Source organism: Micromonospora sp. NPDC005205 (genome assembly GCF_040608275.1).
Lineage (GTDB): Bacteria > Actinomycetota > Actinomycetes > Mycobacteriales > Micromonosporaceae > Micromonospora.
The window spans coordinates 14,964-34,117 of record NZ_JBEXHV010000031.1; the positions used below are offsets into that span (position 1 = coordinate 14,964).

The window sequence follows — 19,154 nt, forward strand, 5'->3', positions numbered from 1 at the left end:
TGATGACCGCTATCTCGACTGCGGTGCGCTCACGAGGCGTGCCATCCTGATGCGGAGGAATGCATGGTTCGCTGGCGTACCCTCACTGGCCTGCTGGCCACCGCGTTGGCCGCGGTGACCGCGGCCAGCCTCACCCTCACCGCGCCGGCCGCCGCGGCCGACAGCCCCATGACGCCGAACGTCGTCGGTGGCACCCGCGCCGCGCAGGGCGAGTTCCCGTTCATGGTCCGTCTCTCGATGGGCTGCGGCGGGGCGCTGTACAGCCCCCGGCTGGTGCTCACCGCGGCGCACTGCGTGGGCGCGACCGGCACCAACACCAGCATCACCGCGACGCTCGGGACGGTCGACCTCCAGTCGTCCAGCCGGATCACCGTCCGGTCCAACTACGTCTACCGTGCCCCCGGCTACAACGGCGCCGGTCGCGACTGGGCGCTGATCCGCCTGGCCAGCCCCGTCACCGGCCTGAGCACGCTGCCGATCGCCAGCACCACCGCGTACGACAGCGGCACCTTCACCGTGGCCGGCTGGGGCGCCGCACGCGAGGGCGGCGGCCAGCAGCGGTACCTGCTCAAGGCGACAGTGCCGTTCGTCAGCGACTCCACCTGCAACGCCAACTACGGCGGGGATCTCATCCCCGCCCAGGAGATCTGCGCCGGCTATGCCAGCGGCGGCACTGACACCTGCCAGGGTGACTCGGGTGGCCCGATGTTCCGCCGCGACGCCTCCAACGCCTGGATCCAGGTCGGCATCGTCAGCTGGGGCAACGGCTGCGCCCGGCCCAACTACCCGGGTGTCTACACCCAGGTGAGCTACTTCGCCTCGTCCATCGCCTCGGCCGCGGCGAGCCTCGGCGGCTGACCGTACGACGGGACGGCCACCCAGCGCGTTGGTCGGCCCGCCACCGCTCGGGCGGCCCGGACGACACGGTCCGGGTCGCCCGTTCGTGCCGTTCCGACGCTCAGGCGGCGAGTGGGCCACCCGACAGAAACGGCGGGCCGTCGGTGCGCCGTCGTCCGCAGCGGCGATGATGGGCCGGTGAAGATCCTGTCCATCCAGTCGTCTGTCGCCTACGGTCACGTCGGCAACTCGGCGGCGGTCTTTCCGCTGCAACGCCTCGGGCACGAGGTCTGGCCGGTCCTGACCGTGCACTTCTCCAACCACACCGGCTACGGCGCGTGGCGGGGCCCGATGCTCCCGGCGGCGGACGTGGCCGAGGTGATCGCGGGCATCGAGGACCGCGGAGTCCTCGGCAGCGCCGACGCGGTGCTCTCCGGCTACCAGGGCGACCCGGCCATGGGCGCGGTGATCCTCGACGCGGTGGCGACGGTCAAGGCGACCAACCCGGCCGCGGTGTACTGCTGTGACCCGGTGATGGGCGACGCCGGCCGGGGCATGTTCGTCCGGCCGGGGATTCCGGAGTACCTACGGGACACCGTCGTGCCCCGTGCGGACATCATCACGCCGAACCACTTCGAGCTGGACTTCCTCGCCGGTCGCACCACGAACTCGCTCGCCGAGGTGCTGGACGCGGTCGACGTGGTGCGGGCGACCGGGCCACGGCACGTCCTGGTGACCAGCGTGCTCCACGCCGACCTGCCCCCGGACTCGCTGGAGGTGGTGGCGGTCTCCGACGAGGGCGCCTGGGCGGTGACCACGCCGCTGCTGCCGATCAACCCGAACGGTGGGGGCGACGTCACCGCGGCGCTGTACCTCGCCCACCTGTGGACGACCGGCTCACCCGCGACCGCGCTGGAACGCACCATCGCCTCCGTCTACGCCGTGCTCGAGGCCACTCTCGCGGCGGGCACCCGGGAGATCCAGCTGATCGCGGCGCAGGACATGATCGCCGACCCGCCGGCCCGGTTCACCGCCCGCCGCCTGCGCTGACGGCGGGTCCCGGACCGGCTGCGTCGCCGACGGTCGCGGACCGCTGACCGGTGGCGGTCAGCGACCCTCGGGAACGGCCATCTCGCCGAGCAGCGACCAGTCGTCCTGCGGCACTGTGGCGTTCACGATCCGCGGGGTCTCGGCCAGGTACGGCGGCAGGGTCTGCTGGGCCGCGCGGAAATGCGCGGACTGCACGTGCGCCCCGCCGGCCTGGTCGTCGCGGAACGCCTCGACCAGCACGTACTCGGTGGGATCGTCCACGCTGCGGGACCAGTCGAACCACAGGCAGCCCGGCTCCGCCCGGGTCGCCTCGGTGAACTCGGCGGCGATCTGCGGCCACCGGTCGGCGTGCTCGGCAAGGACCCGGAACTTGGCGGTGATGAAGATCATGGCGTCAGGTTACCCAGCCGGACGGGTCACCCGTCGACGTCAGCCGGACAGCCGGCTGGAAGCGCTCGTAATCCTGGCGGAAATGTCAGGCGAGCGGACTACCGTGCGGGACATGCGAGCAATCGGAACCTTTGACGTGGCTGAGTTCACCGCGGTCCCCGTGCCGAGCCCCGAGGTCAAGACCGGCCTGCCGGTCGGCGTCGCCACCATGCGCAAGACGTTCACCGGAGAGGTCGACGGCCGATCCGAAACACTCTTCACGGCCGCCTTCGATCCCGCGACCGGCACCGGCACGTACGTCGCCATGGAGTCGTTCGAGGGCAGTGTCGCCGGCCACGCGGGCACCTTCAACTTCGTGCACTCCGCCACCACCACGGGTCAGGACCGGCAGGCCGAGTTCCTGACGATCGTCCCCACGAGCGGCACCGGCGGCCTGACCGGCATCCGTGGAACGGGAGGCCTGACAGTCGACGAAGACGGCACCCACAGCATCTGGTTCGACTACGACCTGTCCTGACGCCCGCCTTGCGGATGGTCGACGGATCGGCAGTGGCCGGGGGCAGCGCAGCAGCCGTCCCCCCGGCACACCCAACGCGGCAGCATCGTCGTTTGCCGCCTGCCCCCGCTGCCGTGCATCGCCGCTCACCGCAGGCGGCGGATGTCGCCGAACGCCCGGCAGAAGATCATGGCGTCAGGTTGACCAGACGGGGTGGGTCAACCGTCGACGCCGGCCGGGCGGGCACGGGCGACGACCTCCTCGGGTGTCAACGGCGCCTTCGGGTGGTGCGTCAGGCACAACGGGGTACGGACCTTCACGAACGAGAACCCCTCCCCGGCGGCGTAGAACTCGCCGCTGTTGAGCAGGCCGATGTCCGGCAGCCGCCCGCCCTTGGCCTCGGCGAGCTGGCGGGCCGCGTCGATCTGCGCTGGCGCGTTGAGCAGCCCGAAGAACTGCGTCGTCGCGTTGCCGGAGATCTGGTTGTGCAGACCCTTGGGCGCCTGGGTGGCGAAGACCAGCCCGAGGCCGTACTTGCGGGCCTGCGAGGCCAGCGCGATCGAGCTGGCGGTGCAGGCGGTGGTGCCGGTCGAGGGCGCGAGCGTCTGCGCCTCGTCCATCACGAACAGCCCGCCCAGCGGCCGGTCACCGGCGGGGTGCCGCTTGATCCACGCGAAGAGCGCCATCTGCAACTGGTTGACGAAGCTCTGCCGCTCCTGGTCGGAGGTGAGGCCGACGAAGCTGATCACCGAAACCCGGGCCCGCCGCCCCGCCGACGGCGTCAGCAGCAGCCCCGGGTCGGCCGGCGCGCCGACCCCGCCGAAGAGCGGATCGGTGACCATCGCCGCCTTGAGCGCCTCGGCCAACTCCTCGGCGAGCTTCCCGGCGCGGGCCAGCCGACTGACCCCCTCGGGCAGATCGGTGAGGAACTCGGTGAAGCCGGGCAGGCCGACCATCCCGCTCCGCGCGTACGCCTGGAGTGCCTCGGTGAGCACTGCCTTGCCCTGCTGGGCGAGCCGGCCGGAGCGGTCCACGCCCGCCCGTGGCGCGAGCGCCTCCACGGCGGAGCGGACGGCCTGGTCGAACTCGTCGGGCCAGTCCCGCAGGGAGGTGAAGTCGGGCAGCGGCTGGAAGCTCAGCGGCCGACCGGCGGTGACCCGGGGCGTCCACACCACCACCTCGGTGTGTGCGAGGTAGTCGGCGGCGCGTTCGGCGTCGCCGGGGCCCCAGCCGGCCGGCGGGTCGGGCCACGGGTCGCCGAGCCGGGCCAGGTCGTTGTTGGGGTCGAGCACGATCGCGGAGACCCCCTCGCGGGCGCACTCCTCGACCAGCCGGCGGATCAGCACCGTCTTGCCCGAGCCGGACCCGGCGAACACGACGGCGTGGCGACGCAGCGACTCCAGGGGAACCGTGAAGGGGTGAGCGCCGTCGACGGTCCGGCCCAGCCCGACCGCCCGACCGCCCTCGCCGACCACGAGGTCGGCCTGGTCAGCGGGCACGGGATCGGCCGCCGCACCGGTCGACACATCGGCGGGAGCGTCGGCTTCCGACACCTGCGACGGGTCGGATTCGGGACCACCGGACGGTGGCTCGTCGTCGGGCGTCGGCGGCTGGGCACCGCCGCGCGTCCCGTCGGGCCCGGGCAGGACCGCGCGGAACAGTTCGGTGCCGCTGGCCGGACGGCGGGCCACCAGCCACTCCTGCAGGGCCGTGGACGGTTCGGCCGCCATCACCCGCAGGGCCGCGAAGACCCGCAGGTCCGCCTCCGACACGGCGCACCGCAGGCCGCCGGCCGCGTCGAAGCCGGTCAACACCTCGGTCGTACGCTTCCCGGTCGGCCACGGACCGTTGCGCAGCAGGATCAGCCGCCGTTGTGGCAGGTCCCGGTCCAGCCCGGCGAGGGTGCAGGCGGCCTTGACCCGGGCGGTGACGGCGATGGCATTGGGGTGCGCGATGGCCCGGAAGCACCAGTGCGCCTCGTTCTCGGTGGCCTCGTCGAGCACCTCGATGAGCCGCCCGTGCAGCGCGGGCTTACGGCCGGGCGGCGGATCGTACTTGTAGGTGGCCCCGGTCGGCGCCTGCTCGGCGATCCAGGCGGCGAGGCCGGCGGCGAGCAGCGGCGGCATGTGTTCGTCCTCGCCCGTCGGGTCGACCGCGGCCGGCACGTCCGCGGCCTCGACCAGTTCGGCGAACCGCGCGTCCAACTCGTGCAGGCGGCGCTCGTCCGTCGTCGGATCGGCGGAGACGCCACGGGCGGTGCTGACGGTCGGCGTCGAGTCGGCGCCGTCGATGAGCCGATCCAGCTCGACCACGTCGTCGCGATCACGGCACCAGGCGATGTGGCGGTCCACCCGGCGGAGCAGGGCGCGTGGCGTCAGGGTGGGTGCGTCGGCGAAGGCGGCGGGGGCGATCGGCCAGGTGGGGTGCGGTGGCCCGAAGTACATTCCCGCGTAGGCGGCGGCGAGGCGTTTCGCCACGATGGCCTGCCCGATCTCCGGGGTGGGGATCCGGTCCGGCAGGTGCGCCGTACGGAAGCGGTCAGCGACCGGGGTGGGCGCGGTGCGGGTCATCAGCACCCAGGTGTCCGGCAGGCACGAGACGACGACCAGCGTGCGGCGGGTGATGTCGCGGAGCTTGAGCAGGCCGTCGGCGATCGGGCCGAGCACCTTGGCCTGGCCGTCCTCCAGACCCTGATGCTGGTTGAGCAGTGAGGTGCTGGTCTGGGCGAACAGCGTGTCGAGCTGGTCCACGGCGATGACAGTGGGGTCCAGGGTCAGGGCCATCAGTCGGGAGATGTCCTGCACGACCTGCTGGGGGGTGCGGATCGCGGCGCTCAGTCCCCACGCCGTGCGTGCGGCCGGGTCACCCGGTTCGGAGATCAGGTGGGCGTAACCGACGTCCTGTGCCTCGAAGTCGATGGCACCGTGCAGGACGAGCGCCCGAGCGGTGTCCTGCGCGTCCCGCCCGACCTCCCGATCGCGCTCGCGCAGCGCCCAGATGAAGGTGTCGAGGTGCGCACGGGTCACCGGTCGGGTGCCGGCGACCGCGTCCCGCACCTCCACCGGCAGGCCGAGCTGGGGGGTGAGTCGACGCAGGAAGGTCTTCAACTGGGTGCCCCAGCCGACGTGGGGGCGGCCCATCCCCTCCACCAGGGCCAGGGCCACGCTCTCCCAGAACGTCTTGCCACTGACCATGTCGACCAGGAAGAAGTAGCCGCCGTCGCCCTGGATCCGCTCGCGGACCGCCCCGAGCAGGTGCGTCTTGCCGGCACCCGCGCGGCCCTGCATGGCCACGCCGAGCGGCATGCTCGTGTCGTCGGTGCGGGCCCGCGCCACCCCGCGCAGGATCTCCGCGGCCACCTTCTCGTGCAGCTCCGGCACGTTGTGTGGGCTGGGTCGCCAGACGTCGTCCGGGGTGACCGCCGGGTTGAGACTGACCGCGTCCAGCGCGGCCCGATGGTCCTCCGAGATCATGCCGGGCCGATCGCCAGGGCGTGGTTGTCCTCGTTCCCGATGCGCACGGCCGCAGCCCTGTCCCGTGCGGTCAGTGACTTGGTGTTCGCCACCGGGATGATGCGGACGTCCTCCCGGCCCACCATCGCCCGCAACGCCGCGTCGAGGGCGGCCCGGTCGGTGTCGGCGAGTCGGTCGCGGACGTCGGCGAGGCCGACCCACGCGCCCGGCGCGGTGGCCAGGTCCCGGTACGCCGAGCGGACCAGTGCCTCCACCTGCGCCGCGGACACCGGTGCCGCCGGTGCTGTCGCCGCTGTCACGGTGGGTGCCGGTGCTTCGGGCCGCGGCTCGCTGAGGGCGGCCGTTGCCCCGGTCTGCTTGAAGAAGTCGCCGTGGCTGACCCGGAGCCGGTCCAGCGAACGGTGCAGGTTGGACAGGACTACGAACAGGGACCGGGTCGTCGAGCCACCCGCCTTCGGCGGCGCGGCGGTGTGCAGCTGACGTGCCACCCGCCAGCCCTGCTCGGTCAGCTCGTGGGCGAACGGCCGGTGCGTCCGATCGGTGTCGACCAGGCCCAGGTCGACGAGCTTCGTGTTGTCCTTGCCGGTCAGTGTGAAACCGGCCAGCTCCTTCAGCTCGACGTTGGTGAGTCGGCGTGCCTCGACCATCAGCACCACGAGGGCGTTGATCTGGTTCGGCGTCAGGTGCGGGACGTCCGCCGGGCTCGTCATGATGTCTCATCTCCGTGGGGGTGCGTGCCGCCCGCGCGTCGCCGGGCCAGCAGCCGACGGATTCCGTCGACCACCGCCGGCGCGTCGGTGAGCACCTGCTCGTTGGTGAAGCGGAGCACGTCCAGCCCGAGGAGTTGCAGCTGCACGTCTCTCCGCCGGTCGTTGGCGAAAGCGATTCGCCCACGATGCTCCGGGCCGTCCACCTCGACCGCAAGACCCTCCGTGGGCCAAAACAGATCCAGACGGTACGCCGCGGCCAGCACGTGCCACTCGAAGGTCTGGTTCCACCGGCGGCCCCGCGCCCAGTCGTGCGGCGCGAGCGCGCGTTCCAACGCCTGTTCGGCAGGGCTGTCACCACGGGGTACGCCGGCGATCGGGGGCCAGGCCAGCACCGTCGACGCCGGCTCGGCGGCGGTGGCCGGGAGCCGTTCGGTAGTGCCGGCGAGACCGGTGAACCGCGCCGGCACCGGCATCGGCACCGCGCGCACCCGGTCGGCGTGACGCAGCGGCCCGCCGGCCAACCACACGGTGAAGCCACCGTGCCGCACGAGCCACTCAGCGGCGGCCACCAGCGTCCGCTCGGCGTCGGCGTCCAGGTCGGGCAGGGCCACGACCAGCACACAGCTCTCCCGGTCGTACGCGTCGGAGATCACCCGGGCGAGCCCGGCGGCGCGTACCCCCGGGGCGAAGCGGGACCGGCCGGCGGGGCGGCGCGGCCCGCGCAGCCCTCGCTCGGCGAGGTCGGCCAGGAACGGGCCGAAGTGCCGGGAGCGGGCGGCGGTACGGGCCGCGAGTGCCCGCACCGCCGCCACACCGAGCGTGCCCTCGCTGTCGAGATGGTCGGCCCCCGTCAGCCAGCGGGGGAACATCGCGAGGGCTGCGGTGTCCAGTTGGTCGAGCAGAGTGTCCACGAGGTCACCGAGAGAACCCGTCACAGTGGGCCGGTAGTGCACCATCGCGGGGGCTGCCGGGGGTAACGGGTCGAGTGCCACCCGCAGCAGTTCCGGGTCGATGCCCGGCAGGTGACTGACCCGCCCCGTCGGCGGGGCAGCCCACCAGGCCCTGCTGGCGTCGCCGTCGGCCCGGACGGGGTGTGCCATGGCGGCACCCTACGACAGCGACGGGTGCGGCCGGGGACCCCTCGGTGGCGAGGGGCCCCGGCCGCGCCCGCCGCTCAGCGCAGCCGGCGGATGTCGCCGTACGCGCGGTAGTAGCCACCGCGGCTGGACTCGCGCACCTCGGTCACCAGATAGCGGGCGCCCGGCTCACGAATCCCCTTGGGGAACTGCACCGACCAGTCGCGCCGGTAGCCGTCGGAGAGCACCTGAACCCGCAGCCGCCCCCGATCGTCACGGCACTGCACGACCACGCCCGCGCCCGAGTCGCTGGTCACCTCGACGATGGTCGGTTGCACCGGCTGGGGCGCCTGGCGGGGGGCCTTGATGTCGCGTACCTCGGGCACGTTTCCGGCCTGCGCGGCGCGGATCGCCGGCTCGCTCGCGTCGATGCAGGCCAGATGGCCGCCGGTGGTGACGACGTAGAGCCGGTCGTCGTGATACTGCATGGAGTACGCCGAGCCGCAGCCGGTGCCGAGCTTCCACAGTCGGGTGCCCGCCGCGTCGAAGCAGTAGATCGAGGACTGGCTGTCACCGGCGAAGACGTACTCGCCGCCCTCGGCGGTGGCGCAGGAGAAGACCGGGGCGTCGCAGCGGTAGGTGCGTTCGAGCTTCCCCGACTTGGACAGCCGCACCACCTCGCGGGTGCCCGTCCCGGCGAACACGCTGCCGTGCTCCTGCCAGCCGAAGAGCACCGAACCGGTGGTGGTGTGCCACAGTTCGCTGCCGGTACGCCACTCGTAGCCGGTCACGCCCCGCGAGTGGCCGTGGTAGATGGCATCGTCGTCGCACCGCACCATCCACGCCGAACGCCCGCGACCGGGGCGACGCCACAGGAACTCGTCCTCGTGGTCGACGGCGGTGATCCCGCCGTCGGCGTCGGAGACGCCGAGGACGCCGTCGTGGATGTCCAACCAGTAGATGTCGATCTCCGGGGCGATCGCGTACGCCACGCGGGGCACCTTGCCGGACAGGTCGTAGACGTTGCCGTCGTCGCAGCCGGCGTAGATCCAGGCGTCGTCGGCGACGATGCACTTGACCCCGTCGGGGAGGCGGACCTGGCCGCGCACCTGGGCGTTGTGGTCGAGCGTGGTGATGACTCCGTGCTCGTTGCCGACCATGCAGTGCTGCCCGTCGACGAAGATGCCGAAGGCGGGGGCGCCGGAGTCGTAGCGCCAGAGCACCGGGGCGGTGTGGGCGGTGGAGCGGGTGCTGACGATCTGCCGCCGCGACACGGTGCGCTTCTGGCGGACGCCGGGGACCGCCGGCGCGTAGCCCTTGCGGACCTTCTCCCCGATCTTCTTCGCCGCGGCGGCCCGGGCCCGGGCGTTGTCCGGATAGGCGCTCGCCTTGACCTGCCCATGGTCGCCGATCCGGCCGTAGCGCACCGTCAGCGTGGCGTTGTCGACGATGACCTCGTAGAACTTGTGTGCACCGTCCACTTCGGACAGTTCGAGGTAGGTCGTCTCCTGGGACATGGGGGGCCTCCGAGGGTCAGCGAGCGGCGCGATCCGGCCGGCGCGGCGACAGTGACCACACGTTAACGACGCCCCCCGACAGAACCGGCGTCCGGCCAGCGCAGCGCGTCGTCGCGGAGCACCGCGTGCGCGCCGACGCTCTGGTTGACGATCTGCGTCACCCGCACGTCGACGGCGATGCTGGCCAGCGCCACCGCGTCCGGGCGGCTGAGGCCGTGCAGTCGCTGCATCAGGGTCAGCATCGAGTCCAGGGCGGTGAACGTGGCGTCGTCGAGGGTGGCGCCGACGCCCATGGTCAGCCACGCGTCGGGGGTACGGGCCACCGGGCCGGTGACCGGGAAGTCGTCGCGTACGTCGATGATCACCGTCACCTCGTCCATCGGACACTCGATCGCGGTGCCGCCGACCTCGCCGTCACCCTGTACGGCGTGCCCGTCCCCGACGGAGAAGAGCGCGTCGTCCACCGGGATCGGCAGCAGCAGGGTGGTGCCGGCAGTGAGGTCCCGGCAGTCCAGATTGCCGCCCCACGGGCGCGGTGGGGTCGTCGAGTGCAGCCCCGGCTCAGCGGGCGGCATGCCGAGCACTCCCATGAAGGGTCGCAGCGGAACCGTGTGCCCGTGCTGGTTGCGACCGGTCATCGTCACCGGGTCCAGCGTCCAGGCGTGCACCACCTGGTGATCCTGCACGCCGTAGTGCCTGTTGAACTCGCTCGGCCAGCCGCCGGCCACTGTGGTTCCCCAGTTGCCCGGGACGACCGCGTCGATGCGTACCGCGAGGGTCTGACCAGCGCGCGCACCGCGGACCGCGACCGGACCGATCAACGCGTGTCCGTAATCGGGGCGGTGCTGGGGCACCCGGGGCCGGTCCCGGTTCGGCCCGCCGGGGTACGGGCCGGCGGACCACCAGCAGTCCAGGGTGCGACAGGTGACGGTGTCGCCGGGATCGATGGTGAGCACGGGCGGGAGATCGGGGGAGAAATGGCCGTGCAGGCTCTCATTCCCCGGGGTGAGGGTGTGTCGCATCTGTGCAGGCTAGTGGCCACGTGCGGCGAGCAGGCAGGTGCGCGGTGGGTGCCGGGCGCACCCACCGCGCACGACTCAACCCGGGCGATGTCAACCCGAGGTGCAGGAGCGGATCTGTGGGCGGGCGCTGCTGTTGCCGTTGGTCATCGTGGTGAAGCCGAAGGTGTTGCCACTGCCGTTGGACCGCATGGTCATGACCGTCCCGCTGCTGTCCCAGGTGGCCGTGCCGTTCCAGACGGTGGAGATCCGCTGCGGCGAGGTGATGGCCACGACCACGGTCCACGTGCTGGCGCCGCTGACCGTCACCGACGTGTTGTACCTGTCGCCCCAGACGTTGGGGGTCGTGGCGGTCGCTGTGCAGGTGCCGCCGGAGGGCGGCGGGGTGGTCGGCGGCGGGGTGGTCGGCGGGGTCGTGCCGTCGGGCGCGACCGCGCGGCCGGTGGACGGCGAGATCATGCCGGGGCACAGGTTGCGGCTGGTCAGGTTGGCCATGATCTGGGGGATGGCGTCGCGGGTGTTCTGGATCCCGTCGTGCATCAGGATGACCTGACCGGCCTGGAGTCGACTCGCGTTGGACACGATCTGGCTGACGCTGGCGCCGTTCCAGTCCTGCGAGTCCACGTCCCAGATCACCTGGCGCATGCCCAGTGACGACGCCACCGACTGCAGGGTGGAGTTGGTCTCGCCGTACGGCGGCCGGAACAGCACCGGCCGGCTGCCGGTCGCCGACTGGATCGCCGAGCTGGTCTGGGACAGGTCCGACTGCATCTGGGACTGGCTCATCGACGTCATGTGGGCGTGGTTCCAGCTGTGGTTGGCGACCCACATGCCGGCGGCCACCTGTGCCTGTGCGGCCGACCTGTTGTTCTGGACGTTCTGCCCGACGTTGAACATCGTGGCCCGTACGCCGTTGTTGCGCAGCACGTTGAGCAGCGCGCTGGTGCTGCCGGTCGGGCCGTCGTCGAAGGTGAGGCCGACGTAGCCGTTGCAGGTGGCGGCGCTCGACGGGGTCGAGGTGGCGGCGAGGACGACGCCGCACATGGCGACCGCGGTGGCGAGGACGGCGAGCGCCGCGCGCAACCGCCTCGACCACAGGGCCGTGCGGGGGAGGAGTCTGCTCATCTGGTGCCCCTTCTCGCAGGCCCGGACGGCGGACGGCGCAGTCCGGACAGGTGTGGTGGTGGGTGGATCGCAGCCTGCTGTCGTATCGACCTCAGTGGATCGGAGTATTACAGCGAGAATTCGAACACGTCAACAAGTTCCGGAATCAATCCGGAACAGGTCAGGGCGGCTCGCGGGGCATGCACCTGGCGTGGCCAGTTGTGACTGCGCTGAGGTTGATCTGCCGGGGAGTCGATCGACGTCAACCGCAGCAGTGGAGAGATGCATGATCCGGAAATTCATCGGAAGTATCGGCGGCCGGCCACGGAGTTGCCGTCGTCCGAGGGCGATGAATTAGTAAAGACTGTGAACAGATGATGTTAGAGTCACTTGCGTCGATATCCGGCTCGGATCTCGGCCACTGGGGCCCGAGGAAGGAGCAACCACATGACAAGACTCCGCGCGCTGGTCGCGCTGGCGGCGCTGATCGTCGCCGGCGGACTGGTCGCGATCATCCCGGCCACCGCCGCGTCAGCGGCGGCCTGCTCAGCGTCGTGGCAGGCCTCGGCCGTCTACTGGGGAGACGCGCAGGTCTCCCACAACGGCCGCAACTACCGGGCGAAGTGGTGGACCCAGAACGAGGCCCCGCCGGGCACGACCGGCGTCTGGGAGGACCTCGGCGCGTGCGGAGGCGGCACCACGCCACCCACCGGGGGGACCTGCGCCTACCCGAACTGGGCCGCCGGGACGTGGTACGCCACCGGGGCGATAGTGCGGTACACCAACGGCCTCTACTACATCGCCGAGCACGACAATCCCGGGTACGACCCCGTTGTCAGCACCTGGTACTGGGAGCCGTACACCTGTGGTGGTCAACCACCGACCACCCCGCCGCCCACCAATCCGGGGGGCTTCGTGGTCACCGAGGCCCAGTTCAACCAGATGTTCCCGGGTCGCAACTCCTTCTACACCTACTCCGGTCTCATCGCCGCGCTCAGCGCCTACCCGGCGTTCGCGAAGAGCGGCAGTGCCAGCGTCCAGCGGCAGGAGGCAGCGGCCTTCCTGGCGAACGTCTACCACGAGACCGGCGGGCTCGTGCACATCGTCGAGCAGAACACCGCCAACTACCCGCACTACTGCGACCCCGGCCAGCCCTACGGGTGTCCCGCCGGGCAGGCCGCCTACTACGGGCGGGGGCCGATCCAGCTGAGTTGGAACTTCAACTACAACGCCGCCGGCAACGCGCTCAACCTGCCGCTGCTGACCAACCCGTGGCTGGTGCAGACCGACGCCGCGGTGGCCTGGAAGACCGGTATCTGGTACTGGATGACCCAGAACGGGCCGGGCACCATGACCGCCCACAATGCGATGGTCAACGGCGCCGGGTTCGGTCAGACCATCCGCAGCATCAACGGCTCGATCGAGTGCAACGGCGGAAACCCCGCCCAGGTGCAGAGCCGCGTCACCAGGTACCAGCAGTTCGTCGGCATCCTCGGCGTGTCCGCCGGAGCCAACCTCTACTGCTGATCCGTGCCCGGGCCTCGGCGTACGTCATCCGACGGCGTCGAGGCCCGGCACGTCGGCGGCCGGGCCCGGTGCGGGCAGCTGCCGTTTCGGCGCGGCCAACCCGTTGACACGGCCGTGTTGCGCCCGGAACTATCAGCGGCAGTCCACAGGCCCGACTCCCGTTGCTCACGCACTCTCATGACAACGATGTCAGGGCTCGGCCCACCACCCGCTCCACACTGCCCAGACGTTCGACGAACTCGACCCGGTTCGAGTCGAAAGGCTCCGTCCCTCATGTCGCACACCCCCCTTGCGCGTCCACTCTCGCGCCGCCTGATCGCGGCGACGACAACAGCCCTGCTACCCCTGGGTCTGCTCGTCGCCACGCCCCCGGCGAACGCCGCCCCCACCCCCGCCACCCCCGGCAACTTCACCTCCTCGTTCGAGTCCGCCGACCCGCAGCCCGCCACCAGCACCGTCGAGGTCGGCCCCAACGGAAGGCCCGTGCAGGCCAACCTCAGCGGCAAGGTCGCCACCCTGCCGGGCAGCCTGCTCGGCCAGGTCAGCGCCGTGACCGCGAGCGACGAGAACAAGCCGCGCGAGGTCGCCGCGAACCTCGCCGACGACGACCCGTCGACGAAGTGGCTCGTGTTCGCGTCCAGCGGCTGGGTGACCTACCAGCTCGCCAAGCCGGCGACAGTGCGGCGTTACTCGCTGACCGCTGCCAACGACGCGCCGACCCGCGACCCGAAGGACTTCGTCGTCCAGGGGTCGAACGACGGCAGCACCTGGACCGACCTGGACAAGCGCGCCGGCGAGAAGTTCAGCGGACGCTTCGCCACCAACACGTACAGCTTCACCAACCCGGACGCCTACGGCTTCTACCGGCTCAACGTCACCGCGAACTCCGGTGACTCGCTCGTGCAGCTCGCCGACTGGAACATCAGCGACGGCTCGGACGTCCGCCCGCCGGCCACCCCCATGGTCAGCGAGGCGACCGCCGGCCCGAACGGCGGCTACACCACGAAGCCGGACGTCGGGTTCACCGGACTGGCCGCGCTGCGCTACTCCGGCGGCGCCGAGGGCAACGGCCGGTCGTACGCGACCAACAAGCTCTTCGACGTCAGCATCCCGGTCGGGCCGAAGACCCGACTGTCGTACAAGATCTTCCCCGAGTTCACCGGCGGGGACGGCCGGTACCCGTCCACCTACACCGCCGTCGACCTGCACTTCACCGACGGCAGTTACCTGAGTGGTCGCTCGGCCGCCGACCAGCACGGCTACCCGCTCACGGGCGCAGGTCAGGGCGCCTCGAAGGTGCTCTTCGCCGACCAGTGGAACCTGGTGCAGGCCGACCTGGGCACCGTCGCACGCGGCAAGACGATCGACCGCATCCTGCTCGCGTACGACAACCCGCAGGCCACCGGCGAGACCCGGTTCCAGGGTTGGCTCGACGACATCGAGCTGACGGCCACGCCGGCGTCGATCGACGGCTCGAAGCTCACCAACTACGTCGACACCCGACGGGGCACCAACTCGACGGGTGGTTTCTCGCGCGGCAACAACCTGCCGATCACCGCCGTACCGAACGGGTTCAACTTCTTCACCCCGGTGACCGACGCGACCTCCGACTCGTGGGAGTACGAGTACCACCGGAAGAACAACGAGGCCAACCTGCCCATGCTCCAGGGCCTCGCGATCTCCCACGAGCCCAGCCCCTGGATGGGTGACCGCAACCAGATGTCGGTCATGCCGGTCGTCGGTGGCGGGTCGCTCACCGGTCAGCCGGCCAGTCGTGCGCTCGCCTTCACCCACGACAACGAGACGGCACAGCCGGACCTCTACCGGGTCACGCTCCAGAACGGCCTGATCGCGGAGATGTCGCCCACCGACCACGCCGGAATCATGCGGTTCACCTTCCCCACCGGGCAGCCGACCGGAAGCCTCGTCTTCCACAACGGCACGTTCACCATCGGCGCGGACGGCACGTTCACCGGTTGGGTCGACAACGGCAGCGGCCTGTCGGCCGGTCGGAGCCGGATGTTCGTCTCCGGCACCTTCGACCGGGCGCCGACGGCGTCCGCCGCGACCTCGGCCACCTTCGACATCTCCGGGTCGCGGGAGGTGACGATGCGCCTCGCCACGTCGTTCCTCTCCGTCGACCAGGCCCGCCGCAACCTCGACCTTGAGGTCACCGGCAAGAGCTTCGACCAGATCCACGCCGCCGCGACGGCCACCTGGAAGGACCGGCTCGGCCGGGTCGAGGTGCGGGGCGCCACCGAGGCGCAGCTCGTCACCATGTACTCGAACCTGTACCGGCTGAACCTCTACCCGAACTCCCAGTCGGAGAACACCGGCACCGCCGCCGCGCCGCGCTGGCAGTACGCGAGCCCGGTCTCGGCGCCGACCGGCGCGTCGACCCCCACCCGGACGGGCGCGAAGATCGTCGACGGGCAGATCTACGTCAACAACGGCTTCTGGGACACCTACCGCACCGTGTGGCCCGCCTACGCGCTGCTGTACCCGGACGTCGCCACCAGGATCTCCGACGGGTTCGTCCAGCACTACCGCGACGGCGGCTGGATCGCCCGCTGGTCGTCCCCCGGCTACGCCGACCTGATGACCGGCACCAGCGCGAACGTGGCACTGGCTCAGGCGTACCTCACCGGGGTCAAGCTGCCCGACCCGCTCGCCGCGTACGACGCGGCCGTCAAGGACGCGACCGTCGCGTCCGGGCGCAGCGCGGTCGGACGCAAGGGCATCGAGAGCTCCCTGTTCCTCGGCTACACGCCGACGTCCACCGGGGAGTCGGTGTCCTGGGCGCTGGAGGGCTACATCAACGACTTCGGCATCGGCAACATGGGCGCGGCGCTCGCCAAGGACCCGGCCACGCCGAAGTCGGAACGTGCCCGGCTCAAGGAGGAGTCGCGGTACTTCCTGGAGCGGGCCCGCAACTACGTCCACCTCTTCGACCCGAAGACGAAGCTCTTCCAGGGCCGCGACGCCGCCGGCAACTTCCTCGCCGGTGACCCGCTGGACTGGGGTGGCGTCTACACCGAGACCAACGGGTGGAACTTCGCGTTCACCGCCCAGCAGGACGGCCAGGGCCTGATCAACCTGTACGGCGGGCAGAAGGCGCTGCGGGACAAGCTCGACGCGTTCTTCGCGACTCCGGAGAACGCCGACCGCCCCGGTGGGTACGGCGGCGTCATCCACGAGATGCTCGAAGCGCGCGCGGTGCGGATGGGTCAGCTCGGCATGAGCAACCAGCCGTCGCACCACATCCCGTACATGTACAACGTCGCCGGCGCACCCGCCAGGACCCAGGAGACGGTGCGGGAGATCCTGCGGCGACTCTACGTCGGCAGTGAGATCGGCCAGGGCTACCTGGGCGACGAGGACAACGGCGAGATGTCGTCGTGGTACATCCTCAGCTCGCTGGGCATCTACCCGTTGCAGGCCGGGTCGTCCGAGTGGGCGATCGGCTCGCCGCAGTTCACCAGGATGACCGTGCGCCGCAGCAGCGGCGACATCGTCGTGAACGCGCCGAACAACAGCGCGGCGAACGTCTACGTGCAGGGCGTCTCGGTCAACGGCAGGAAGCAGCGCGGCCTGTCGGTGGATGTCGCGACGCTCGCCAAGGGCGGCACCATCGACTTCCAGATGGGATCCAAGCCGTCGTCGTGGGGCAGTGGCAAGAACGACGCCCCGCCGTCGCTCACCAAGGGTGACGAGGCGCCCAAGCCGTTGCAGGACGTCACCGGCCCCGGTCTCGGCACCGCGACCGCGACCGGCGGTCAGGACGCGTCGAAGCTGTTTGACGACTCGTCGACCACGCAGCTGACCTTCGCCTCGGCGACCCCGCAGATCACCTGGGCCTTCCGTGGTGCCAAGCAGAAGCCGAAGTACTACACGCTCACGTCCGGGGCCGCTGCCGGCGACCCGGCGGACTGGCGTCTGCAGGGCTCCAACGACGGCCTCACCTGGACCACAGTGGACTCCCGCAACGGTCAGGTGTTCCCGTGGCGCAACCAGACCCGCCCGTACTCGATCGACAAGCCGGGACGGTTCGCGCAGTTCCGCCTCGCCGTCACGAAGACCGTCGGTGCCGCGCAGACCACCCTCGCCGAGGTTGAGCTGCTCGCCGGCGGTGACCTCGACCTCGGGGGCGGCGACATCACCGTCACCGCGGCGGACGGCGTTCACGCGACCACCGGCGTACCCGTCTCGGTCCCGCTGGCCACCGTCACCGGCGGCGACGCCGGCGGCTACCAGGCCACCATCGACTGGGGTGACGGCACGCCGGCCACCGAGGGCACCGTGACGTTGAACTCGCGGGCCGTCTACCGCATCGGTGGGTCGCACACCTACACCACGCCCGGCTACCACCAGGCGAACGTGACGGTGACCGACGGCGAGACTCAGAGCTCCACGACGGTCGGCGTCGAGGTGGCGTACGCCCCGGCCTCCGGTCTCACCGCCGCCTTCGACAGCGTCTGCGTCGGCGACGAAGGGGCACTGGCCGCGGACTGTGACGCCAAGTCCTGGGCCTACTCCCGGGCCGCCCTGGCGGCGGGTGGTGCCACCCAGGGCCAGCCGCAGCAGGTTCCCGGAACCGCGCTGCGGTTCACCCTGCCGGTGATCCCGGCCGGGCAGCCGGACAACGCCACCGGCAACGGGGCGAGCGTCGTCCTCGACCTTCCGGAGGACGCGAAGAGCATCTCGTTCATCGGCGCCGGAACGCAGGGCAACCAGAGCACCACCGGCACGGCGACGTTCAGCGACGGCAGCACGGCCAGCATTCCGATCCAGTTGAGCGACTGGACGCTGGGCGGCAACGCCAACGGCACCCCGTCCTACGGCAACATCATCGTCACCCGGACGGCGTACCGGTTGCAGGGCACGAACCGCGACGGCGCCCAGCCGTTCCTCTTCGCCACCGCGCCGTACCAGATTCCGGCGGGCAGGACGCTGGTGTCGGTGACCCTGCCGACGCAGACCGGTGACCCTCGCTCGGCGGGTCGGATCCACGTGTTCGCCGTGGCCAACGACGGCACGCCCGCCCCGGCGCTGACGACCGCCGCCCCGAAGAGCCAGACGGCCACCGCCGGCCAGGCCCTCGCGGCGAACCTCGGTGCGGTGACCGGCGGCGTTCCCGGTACGACGGGATACCGCGCCCGCGTCCAGTGGGGTGACGGCACGGTTCCGGACGATGTGACGATCGGCGCGTCGGGTGCGATGAGCGGCCAGCACACCTACGCACGGGAGGGCACCTACACGGTGCGCGTCACCGCGTGGGACACGCTGTCGAGCAGCACCGGATCCTTCACCGTGACCGTGGCTCGGGGCGGATCGCAGCCGGCGATCACGCTGTCCGCGTCCGGCGCCGTCACCACCGGCGGCGCGATCACCGTCACCGGCAGCGGGTTCGCCGCCGGTGAGCAGGTGACCGTCAACGTCGGCACCGACCCGGGCCGGACGTTGAAGGTCGCGGCCTCCGCGACGGGAACGGTCCGCGCCTCGGTGCCGACCTCCGGTGACGCGCAACCCGGCCGGTACGCCGTCACCGCGACGGGCGCGTCCTCGCGTACGCCGGCCACGGCCACCGTCCAGGTGACCGGGGAGCCGCAGGCGCGGACCTACCAGCCGCGGGTTTCGCTGTTGACCACTTCGGGCCCGCGCGGCACGTCGATCATGGTCGACGGTTCCGGGTACGCGCCGAACGAGGTGGTCACGATCGCCTTCGGGACCGGACTGGCGGTCAGCACAGTGCGCGCGAACGGTGACGGCGTCATCTCCGGCGCGACAGTCAGCGTTCCTGGCGCGGCGAAGGCGGGCGCGACCAGCGTCACGCTGAACGGCGCCACGTCGGCCACCACGGTGTCCCGACCGTTCACCGTCACCGGCTAGCACCGAGCCGGGGACAACGCAGCGTGGGGCGGGCCGTGATCACGGCCCGCCCCACGCGCCTGTCGC

The 19,154-nt window shown here is 71.2% G+C and carries 12 protein-coding genes; 5 read left to right on the forward strand and 7 right to left on the reverse strand.

All coding sequences use genetic code 11. From position 1 onward, the window contains the following. The first annotated feature begins 63 nt into the window (after positions 1–63). A complete protein-coding gene (locus ABZU43_RS31930; RefSeq protein WP_355010089.1) occupies positions 64–858 on the forward strand; it encodes a serine protease in 795 nt (264 codons plus the stop codon). Positions 859–1,035: 177 nt separating this feature from the next. Then, positions 1,036–1,887, forward strand: coding sequence for a pyridoxal kinase PdxY (gene pdxY, locus ABZU43_RS31935; RefSeq protein ID WP_355010090.1), 852 nt, complete (start codon positions 1,036–1,038; stop codon positions 1,885–1,887). A 57-nt stretch (positions 1,888–1,944) separates the two neighbouring features. On the opposite strand, the gene ABZU43_RS31940 is transcribed toward pdxY, so the two are convergent. Then, the gene (locus ABZU43_RS31940) at positions 1,945–2,277 is read right to left on the reverse strand and encodes a putative quinol monooxygenase (RefSeq protein WP_355010091.1); all 333 of its coding nucleotides are present in this window, start codon (positions 2,275–2,277) and stop codon (positions 1,945–1,947) included. On the opposite strand from ABZU43_RS31940, the gene ABZU43_RS31945 reads away from it, so the two are divergent. Then, positions 2,267–2,794: a DUF3224 domain-containing protein gene (locus ABZU43_RS31945; protein ID WP_355010114.1), complete on the forward strand. Its 528-nt coding sequence runs from the start codon at positions 2,267–2,269 to the stop codon at positions 2,792–2,794. The genes ABZU43_RS31940 and ABZU43_RS31945 overlap by 11 nt on opposite strands. A gap of 197 nt (positions 2,795–2,991) precedes the next feature. Here ABZU43_RS31945 and ABZU43_RS31950 read toward each other — a convergent pair whose 3' ends face one another. From ABZU43_RS31950 to ABZU43_RS31975, 6 genes are all read right to left on the reverse strand, one after another. Next, on the reverse strand, positions 2,992–6,246 hold the full coding sequence (locus ABZU43_RS31950; RefSeq protein WP_355010092.1) for a DUF87 domain-containing protein: 3,255 nt from the start codon (positions 6,244–6,246) through the stop codon (positions 2,992–2,994). Further along, positions 6,243–6,956 (reverse strand): hypothetical protein, encoded by a 714-nt coding sequence (locus ABZU43_RS31955; protein ID WP_355010093.1) that lies wholly within the window; start codon positions 6,954–6,956, stop codon positions 6,243–6,245. Before ABZU43_RS31955 ends, ABZU43_RS31950 begins: the two co-directional genes overlap by 4 nt. After that, the gene (locus ABZU43_RS31960) at positions 6,953–8,056 is read right to left on the reverse strand and encodes a DUF559 domain-containing protein (protein ID WP_355010094.1); all 1,104 of its coding nucleotides are present in this window, start codon (positions 8,054–8,056) and stop codon (positions 6,953–6,955) included. The genes ABZU43_RS31955 and ABZU43_RS31960 overlap by 4 nt, the downstream gene beginning before the upstream one ends. Before the next feature lie 74 nt (positions 8,057–8,130). Beyond that, the gene (locus tag ABZU43_RS31965; protein ID WP_355010095.1) at positions 8,131–9,549 is read right to left on the reverse strand and encodes a PQQ-binding-like beta-propeller repeat protein; all 1,419 of its coding nucleotides are present in this window, start codon (positions 9,547–9,549) and stop codon (positions 8,131–8,133) included. A 62-nt stretch (positions 9,550–9,611) separates the two neighbouring features. Then, complete coding sequence (locus ABZU43_RS31970) at positions 9,612–10,571, reverse strand: acetamidase/formamidase family protein (protein ID WP_355010096.1); 960 nt, start codon at positions 10,569–10,571, stop codon at positions 9,612–9,614. Positions 10,572–10,661: 90 nt separating this feature from the next. Next, positions 10,662–11,693, reverse strand: coding sequence for a polysaccharide deacetylase family protein (locus ABZU43_RS31975; RefSeq protein ID WP_355010097.1), 1,032 nt, complete (start codon positions 11,691–11,693; stop codon positions 10,662–10,664). Positions 11,694–12,119: 426 nt separating this feature from the next. Here ABZU43_RS31975 and ABZU43_RS31980 point away from each other — a divergent pair, with 426 nt between their 5' ends. Continuing rightward, the gene (locus ABZU43_RS31980) at positions 12,120–13,199 is read left to right on the forward strand and encodes a glycoside hydrolase family 19 protein (protein WP_355010098.1); all 1,080 of its coding nucleotides are present in this window, start codon (positions 12,120–12,122) and stop codon (positions 13,197–13,199) included. Positions 13,200–13,472: 273 nt separating this feature from the next. Then, positions 13,473–19,088, forward strand: coding sequence for a GH92 family glycosyl hydrolase (locus ABZU43_RS31985; RefSeq protein WP_355010099.1), 5,616 nt, complete (start codon positions 13,473–13,475; stop codon positions 19,086–19,088). The last annotated feature ends 66 nt before the right edge of the window (positions 19,089–19,154 follow it).

Excerpts from the sequence above, each read along its gene's own strand:
- ABZU43_RS31930 (WP_355010089.1), top strand. The coding sequence starts at position 64 with ATGGTTCGCTGGCGTACCCTCACTGGCCTGCTGGCCACCGCGTTGGCC.
- ABZU43_RS31945 (WP_355010114.1), top strand. The coding sequence starts at position 2,267 with ATGAAGATCATGGCGTCAGGTTACCCAGCCGGACGGGTCACCCGTCGA.
- ABZU43_RS31940 (WP_355010091.1), bottom strand. The coding sequence starts at position 2,277 with ATGATCTTCATCACCGCCAAGTTCCGGGTCCTTGCCGAGCACGCCGAC.
- ABZU43_RS31950 (WP_355010092.1), bottom strand. The coding sequence starts at position 6,246 with ATGATCTCGGAGGACCATCGGGCCGCGCTGGACGCGGTCAGTCTCAAC.
- ABZU43_RS31955 (WP_355010093.1), bottom strand. The coding sequence starts at position 6,956 with ATGACGAGCCCGGCGGACGTCCCGCACCTGACGCCGAACCAGATCAAC.
- ABZU43_RS31960 (WP_355010094.1), bottom strand. The coding sequence starts at position 8,056 with ATGGCACACCCCGTCCGGGCCGACGGCGACGCCAGCAGGGCCTGGTGG.
- ABZU43_RS31965 (WP_355010095.1), bottom strand. The coding sequence starts at position 9,549 with ATGTCCCAGGAGACGACCTACCTCGAACTGTCCGAAGTGGACGGTGCA.
- ABZU43_RS31970 (WP_355010096.1), bottom strand. The coding sequence starts at position 10,571 with ATGCGACACACCCTCACCCCGGGGAATGAGAGCCTGCACGGCCATTTC.
- ABZU43_RS31975 (WP_355010097.1), bottom strand. The coding sequence starts at position 11,693 with ATGAGCAGACTCCTCCCCCGCACGGCCCTGTGGTCGAGGCGGTTGCGC.
- ABZU43_RS31980 (WP_355010098.1), top strand. The coding sequence starts at position 12,120 with ATGACAAGACTCCGCGCGCTGGTCGCGCTGGCGGCGCTGATCGTCGCC.
- ABZU43_RS31985 (WP_355010099.1), top strand. The coding sequence starts at position 13,473 with ATGTCGCACACCCCCCTTGCGCGTCCACTCTCGCGCCGCCTGATCGCG.